Genomic DNA, 6,981 nt, shown 5'->3' with positions numbered 1-6,981 from the left:
GGTCTAGATACCGGACTGATCCGTGAACAGGGTCAGCGCCTACCAACAGCGATACGACGTGCCCACCGAGCCGCTCGTGTAGCAACTCACGCGAGGTAGTCGGGTGGCAGTCCGTCGAGCATGCCCTTGAGCATCCGCACCGCGTACTCCGAGCTGCCACCGCCGACGATCAAGCCGGCGAACGCCATGTCGCCGCGATACCCGGCGAACCACGAGTGCGAGCCACCCTCGAATTCGGCCTCACCGGTCTTACCCCGGACGTCGCCCGCCGGAAGCAGATCGTCGGCGGTGCCGTTCGTCACCACCAACCTCATCATCGGCCGCAGACCGTCCAGCATCTTCGGCGTGATCGGCGTGCGGTCGCCCGTGACGACCGTCTGGCCCCCCTCAATCAATTGCGGCACCGGCGTTTTCCCGGCCGCCACCGTCGCCGCCGCCAACGCCATCCCGAACGGGCTGACCACCACCTTGCCCTGGCCGAAACCATCCTCGGTGCGTTCGGCCAGGTTCACCGTCGGCGGCACCGAACCGGTGACCGTGGTGATGCCCTCGATCTGATAGTCGATCCCGATGCCGTACTGGGCGGCGGCCTTCGTCAGTCCCCGTGGCGGCATCCTGCTGGCCAGTTCGGCGAACGTGGTGTTACAGGAACTGGCGAACGCCCGCGACATCGGCACGGTTCCAAGATCGAACCCGCCGTAGTTGGAAATGCTGCGGTGCCCGATGTCGATGCGTCCCGGGCAGCCGAGAAGCGTGTTGGGCGTGGCCATGTCCCGCTCGATGGCCGCACCGGCGGTGATGATCTTGAACGTCGACCCCGGTGGATACAGACCGGTGGTCGCGGCCGGCCCGTCGGCGTCGGCCGCGGCGTTCTGGGCGACGGCCAGGATCTCGCCGGTGGACGGCTTGATCGCCACGATCATCGCCTTCTTGCCTCCGACGCCGTCGACGGCGTGCTGGGCGGCGTCCTGCACGGCGCGGTCCAGGCTGATGGTGACCGATGGCGCCGGCGCCCCGGGCACCTCGTTGAGTATGTCGACGTCGACGCCGTTCTGGTTGACGCTGACCACTCGCCAACCGGCCTGGCCGTCGAGCTCGTCGACCACCGCCTTCTTGACCTCGCTGATGATGGCGGGCGCGAAACTCTCGTCGGTGGGCAGCAATTCGGCCTGCGGGGTGACGACGACACCGGGTCGGTCACCGATCGCCGGGGCGACCCGCTCGTGGTCGGACTGGCTCAGTGTGATCAGGCTGAGCGGCTCCGCCGACGAACTGGCCTGCTCGGCGAGCCGCTGTGGGTCCAGGGTGTCGTCGAACGGCCGCAGCGCGTCGGCAACCGCGGTGGCGGTGAGCATCAGGTAGCCGGCGGCCGCCTTGGCGTCCAGCGAGTAGTGGTAGAGGCGGCCCGGCACCAGCACGTCCGTGCCGCTGCGCTCGTTGACCGACGCGCGTCGCGGCGGGTCGGCGCGCAGCGCAAATGTCTGGTTTTCACCGAGTTTGGGATGCAGTCCGGTGGCGGTCCAGCGGACCTCCCAGCCGGCCTCGTTGCGCGCCATGTTCAGCTGGCCGTCGTAGGTCCAGGTGCGGTCCTTCGGCAGCTGCCAGGTGTAGCGGTAATTCACACTGCCGGTGTCCTCGGCGAACCGGGAACCCAGCACCTGCGCGTCCAGGCCGGTGGCCTGCAGCCCGGCCCACGCCTCGTTGAGTGCGGCCCGGGCATCGGAGGGGCGGTCGGTCAGCTGCGACGCCGCGCCGGTGTCACGACTGGCCAGCGCGGCGAAGAACTCCTGGGCCGCCGGCTCGGGGCCGTTGGGTTTGGGCGTGCAGGCGTTCAGCGACGCGGCCACCGCAACGGCGGTCAGCAGACTTGCCACCCGTGATGCTGATGAGAGCCATGTTGCCATTGAGGCAAATGTTAAGGAAGTTGGACACCAAAGCGGCGGAGGCGCACCGAGAAATCAGGAGCCGGCGGCGGGCGCGCGAACCACCAGCGGCACGGCGGGGAAGTACGCGGCCATCTCCGAGCGCGACTTGCGCAGGGCGGCAGTGCCGTAGCCCTGCTTGCGGTAGTCCGGATGGATCCAGATGCGCACGTTGACCTCGCCGCCGGCGAGCTCGCCGAACACCATGCCGACCTTCCGCGATCCGTCCACCGCCACCAGCCACGCCGCCTCTTCGGCGTCGAGTCGGCTCACAGCAGCGCGAATTTCGGCTTCGAGATCGCCGGCGGGCGCACCCGAGCCATCGCCGGCCGCACCCATGTCCTCGGTGCGTGCGGCGAAGATGTCCCGGTCCAAATCGGCGGCGAAGGGACGCAGCAGCACGTCCTTCGCCGAGCTCGCCGGACGCTCCCCCATCGTGAAGCTCAGCTGGTTGTTCAGGTCCTCGAGTTCGGCGGCGATTCGTCGGCGCGAAACCTTGGTCAGCCGGTCGAAAGACAACCTGAGCACCGCTTCGCCACCCGCAGGCGATGTGCCGAGCAAGGATGCAATCGCCTCGATCGCGGCGTCGTAGTCCTCGGACTCCACAATGGCGTCGAGCAGCTCATGGCGCCGCTGGAGAGCGCGGACCAGCGTGTCGGCAATCTCCCTGCGCTCGATTCTGCGGTCGTCGTCCGTCATGACGTGAGCGTAACCATCCTGGCTCGGGCCGTACTGTGGTTCGTAAGCCGCACGCCTACTACAGGAGGATCCGATGGGTAATCCCGGGCCCGTCGAGGTCACCGACTGCGAGTTGGTCAGTGTGACCGGCGAACAGATCGGCGTTCCCGATCCAGAACGCTTGGTGCATCTGCAATTTCGTCGCTTTGCCGGCTGCCCCATCTGCAATCTGCATCTGCAGTCGATCGTGCAGCGCCACGATGAGATCGAAGCGGCCGGGATACGCGAGGTGGCCTTGTTCCACTCGCCGGCAGAAGAACTGGCCAAATACACCGCGGAGCTGCCTTTCGCAACCGTCGCCGATCCCGACAAGCGGTACTACCGGCAGTTCGGAGTCGAATCGAGTCCGCGTGCACTGCTGCACCCGAGGACATGGGGCGCCGTCATCCGCGGCACTGCGCTGACCGCGCTGGGCCGGTTCCGCGCCCCGGCGGTCCATCAGGACGGCGGTCACCTAGGGCTTCCGGCCGACTTCCTCGTCGACACCAATGGAACGGTGATCGCCGCCAAGCACGGCAACCACGCCTACGACCAGTGGTCGGTCGACGAGTTGCTCGCCCACGCCCGCGACGGTCGACCAGCGAGTTAGTCGAGCAGAATGGTCGCGAAGTTGCCGACCTCGGTGAAGCCGATCCGGTTGTAGGTCGCCCGCGCCACGGTATTGAAGCTGTTGACGTACAGGCTGGCGATGCGCCCGCTGCGCACCACGGCCGCCGCGAGCGCAGCCGTGCCTGCGGTGCCCATGCCGTGGCCGCGTCGGTCGGGACGCACCCACACGCCCTGGATCTGGCCGACCGCGGGCGACTGCGATCCGATCTCCGCCTTGAACACCACCTGGCCGCGTTCGAAGCGGGCCCAGGCCCGGCCCGCGGCGATCAGGCCGGCCACCCGACGGCGATAGCCCCGGCCGCCGTCACCGATGCGGGGATCGATGCCCACCTCGCCGATGAACATGTCGACGGCCGCGACCAGATACGCGTCGAGTTCGTCGATGCGGACCGGCCGCACGGCGGGGTCGATCGGGCAGTCCGGTGCGGTGCTCAGCGCCATCAGCGGCTGCCGCTCGCGCACGTCGCGCGCGGGTCCCCAGGCATCCTCGAGGCGTCGCCACATCGGCAACACCAGCTCCGCCCGCCCGACCAGCGACGAGCACCGCCGCGCCGAGTTCACCGCCTTGTCGGCGAAGGCGTACAGGTCGCCGGGTTCACCGCGCAACGGGATGAGGTTGGCACCGGCGTAACACAACGATTCTTCTGCCCGCCGCCGTGTCCACAGTTCGCCGCCTACCGCACTCGGTTCGACACCGTGCTCGGCCACCCTGGAGGCCACCATGCAGCTTCCCACCGGATCGTCATCGAGCACCTGCCGCACCGCCGCGGCGTCGCGCACCAACGAAACCCGTCGCTCGTCGACGAGACGGGTAAGCGGCGGAGCCGACATGGAGACTCTTTCTCAGGGCGGGCATGATCCTCGTCACGCCGATCATGTTCAGCTTACGGTGACCACCGGCGAACCGCTCGGATCATCGGAGCCACGCTCTGATTCTCTTTCGCTGGCGATTCGCATGGCCTCCTCGATCAACGTCTCGACGATCTGGGCCTCCGGGACGGTCTTGATGACCTCGCCCCTGACGAAGATCTGTCCCTTGCCGTTTCCGGAGGCGACCCCGAGATCGGCTTCCCGTGCTTCGCCGGGACCGTTGACGACGCAACCCATCACCGCCACCCGCAGTGGGACGTCGAGTCCGTCGAGTCCGGCGGTCACCTCGTTCGCCAGCGTGTAGACGTCGACCTGCGCGCGCCCGCAGGACGGGCACGACACGATCTCCAGCGACCGCGGCCGCAGATTGAGCGACTCGAGGATCTGGTTGCCCACCTTGACTTCTTCGACCGGCGGCGCAGACAGCGAGACCCGGATGGTGTCGCCGATGCCCTTCGACAGCAACGCGCCGAACGCGACCGCGGACTTGATCGTGCCCTGGAATGCCGGCCCCGCCTCGGTGACGCCCAGGTGCAATGGGTAGTCGCACTGCGCGGCGAGCAGCTCGTAGGCGGCGACCATGACGACCGGGTCGTTGTGCTTGACGCTGATCTTGATGGCGCCGAAGCCGTGCTCCTCGAACAGCGACGCCTCCCATAGCGCGGACTCGACGAGCGCTTCCGGCGTGGCCTTGCCGTGCTTGGCCAGGAACCGCTTGTCCAGCGAGCCGGCGTTGACACCGATGCGGATCGGGATGCCCGCCGCGCCGGCGGCCTTCGCGACCTCGGCGACCCGGCCGTCGAACTCCCTGATATTGCCCGGGTTAACCCGCACCGCGGCGCAGCCGGCGTCGATCGCCGCGAAGATGTACTTCGGCTGGAAATGAATGTCGGCGATGACCGGGATCTGGCTGTGCCGGGCGATTTCGGCCAGCGCGTCGGCGTCCTCCTGACGCGGGCAGGCGACCCGGACGATGTCGCAGCCTGAGGCCGTCAGTTCGGCGATCTGCTGCAGGGTGGTGTTGACATCGTGGGTCTTGGTGGTGGTCATCGACTGCACCGCGATCGGATGATCGCTGCCCACACCGACGTCGCCGACCATAAGCTGGCGGGTTTTCCGCCGCGGGGCCAACGTGGGTGCGGGTAGGTTCGGCATACCCAAACCAACACCGGCGATCGTCATGATGTCTCCTACTGGAACAACCTGATCGGGTTGACCAGGTCGGCGGTCACGGTCAGCGCCATGTAGCCCACCACCACTGCCAAGATTACGTAGGTAGCGGGCATGAGCTTGAGATAGTTCACCGGCGCCGCGGCGACCATGCCGCGTGCCGAACGAATCGTGTTGCGAACCTTCTCGAACAGCGCGACCGCGATGTGGCCGCCGTCGAACGGCAGCAGCGGGATCAAGTTGATCGCCCCGAGCACGAAGTTCAGCTGCGCCAGGAAGAACCAGAACGCCACCCACAGCCCGTGGTCGACGGTGTCCCCGCCGATGATGCTGGCCCCGACGACGCTGATCGGCGTCTCGGGGTCGCGTTCGCCGCCGCCGATGGCGTCCACCAGCGCACCGATCTTGCTGGGGATCTTCGCCAGCGCCTTGCCCAATTCGACGGCCAGATCACCGGTGAACGCAAAGGTGGCGGGCACCGCCGACAGCGGGTTGTAGTGCATCGGGCCGACTCGTGGCGTGGTGGCGCTGATGCCGATCGCGCCGACCGCCGATGGCGTCGCGGCATCCTCGGACGTGAACCGTTCCGTCCGCTGCACGGCGACATTCAGGGTCAGCCGTTGCCCATCGCGCTGCACGACGACCGGGACGACACCGGTCAGCGGCTGCACCGCGGCCACCACGTCGTCGGGACTGTGCACGTCTTTGTCGCCGATCTTCACGATCACGTCGCCGGCCCGGATACCGGCCGCCGCGGCGGGCCCGGGTCCTTGACCGGCGCAGTCGGCGAACTCGCCTTGCGCGGTTTCCGCTGCGACACAACCGGTTTTGCCGACCACGGCAGTCGTCGGCGGTTGCAGGGTGGGCAGTCCCCAGATCACCGCGATCGCGTAGATCAACGCCAGGCCGATGACGAAGTTCATGCCCGGGCCGGCGAACAGCACGGCGGCACGCTTCCACGCCTTCTGCTTGTACATGGCGCGCTCGCGCTCGTCGGGCTTGAGTTCCTCGATCGAGGTCATGCCGGCGATGTCGCAGAAGCCTCCGAGCGGGATGCCCTTGACGCCGTACTCGGTCTCACCGCGGCGGGTGGACCACAGCGTCGGGCCGAAGCCGACGAAGTAGCGGCGCACCTTCATGCCGGTGGCGCGCGCCACCCACATGTGCCCGCATTCGTGCAGCGCCACCGAGATCAAGATGGCCAGCGCGAACAGCGCGATGCCGATGACGAACATCATCTGGTGTGGACGACCTCCCGGGATAACGCCTGCTGGGCCCGTTCGCGGGCCCAGCGCTGCGCGTCAAGTACCTCATCCACGGTAGCGGGTTCGGCGGCCCACCGGTCTGCGGCGTGCAGCACGTCGGCGATGGTCCGCACGATGCCGGGGAATCGAAGACGGCCGGCAAGAAATGCCCCCGCCGCTTCTTCGTTGGCGGCGTTGTAGACCGCGGTCAGGCAGCCACCCCGCCCGCCGGCCTCTCTGGCCAGCTCGACGGCCGGAAAGACATCCGCGTCCAACGGCTCGAACTCCCAGGTAGACGCGGTACGGAAGTCGCACGCCGGCGCGGCGCCGGGTACCCGCGACGGCCAGCCCAGCGCGAGGGCGATCGGCAGTTTCATGTCCGGCGGGCTGGCCTGGGCGATGGTCGAGCCGTCGGTGAAGGTGACCAT

The 6,981-nt window shown here is 67.9% G+C and carries 6 protein-coding genes and 1 pseudogene; 1 reads left to right on the top strand and 6 read right to left on the bottom strand.

Annotated features, from left to right (window positions below; genetic code table 11):
• Window positions 1-86: 86 nt before the first annotated feature.
• Together ACRDU5_RS23090 and ACRDU5_RS23085 are read right to left on the bottom strand one after the other, a co-directional pair.
• On the bottom strand, window positions 87-1,904 hold the full coding sequence (locus ACRDU5_RS23090) for a penicillin-binding transpeptidase domain-containing protein (protein WP_526617315.1): 1,818 nt from the start codon (window positions 1,902-1,904) through the stop codon (window positions 87-89).
• A 54-nt stretch (window positions 1,905-1,958) separates the two neighbouring features.
• Entirely contained in the window at window positions 1,959-2,621 is a 663-nt protein-coding gene (locus ACRDU5_RS23085; RefSeq protein ID WP_526617314.1) for a GNAT family N-acetyltransferase, read from the bottom strand.
• 73 nt (window positions 2,622-2,694) lie between these two features.
• On the opposite strand from ACRDU5_RS23085, the gene ACRDU5_RS23080 reads away from it, so the two are divergent.
• Window positions 2,695-3,249 (top strand): peroxiredoxin-like family protein, encoded by a 555-nt coding sequence (locus ACRDU5_RS23080; RefSeq protein WP_526617313.1) that lies wholly within the window; start codon window positions 2,695-2,697, stop codon window positions 3,247-3,249.
• Here the strand turns inward: ACRDU5_RS23080 and ACRDU5_RS23075 are convergent.
• The 4 genes and pseudogenes from ACRDU5_RS23075 to ACRDU5_RS23060 form a co-directional block, all read right to left on the bottom strand.
• Window positions 3,246-4,100: a GNAT family N-acetyltransferase gene (locus tag ACRDU5_RS23075; RefSeq protein ID WP_526617312.1), complete on the bottom strand. Its 855-nt coding sequence runs from the start codon at window positions 4,098-4,100 to the stop codon at window positions 3,246-3,248. The genes ACRDU5_RS23080 and ACRDU5_RS23075 overlap by 4 nt on opposite strands.
• A 48-nt stretch (window positions 4,101-4,148) precedes the next feature.
• Window positions 4,149-5,321 carry a flavodoxin-dependent (E)-4-hydroxy-3-methylbut-2-enyl-diphosphate synthase gene (gene ispG, locus ACRDU5_RS23070; protein ID WP_526617311.1) on the bottom strand — a complete coding sequence of 391 codons (1,173 nt, stop codon included), beginning with the start codon at window positions 5,319-5,321 and terminating at the stop codon, window positions 4,149-4,151.
• 8 nt (window positions 5,322-5,329) lie between these two features.
• Entirely contained in the window at window positions 5,330-6,547 is a 1,218-nt protein-coding gene (locus tag ACRDU5_RS23065; RefSeq protein ID WP_526617310.1) for a M50 family metallopeptidase, read from the bottom strand.
• Window positions 6,544-6,981, bottom strand: a pseudogene (locus ACRDU5_RS23060) (1-deoxy-D-xylulose-5-phosphate reductoisomerase); the annotation flags it as partial. The gene ACRDU5_RS23065 and the pseudogene ACRDU5_RS23060, both read right to left, overlap by 4 nt.

The sequence above is a fragment of the Mycobacterium sp. genome (genome assembly GCF_050701515.1).
GTDB lineage: Bacteria > Actinomycetota > Actinomycetes > Mycobacteriales > Mycobacteriaceae > Mycobacterium.
The sequence above is the reverse complement of the archived record's forward strand: the minus strand, read 5'-3'. Positions and strand labels throughout refer to the sequence as shown.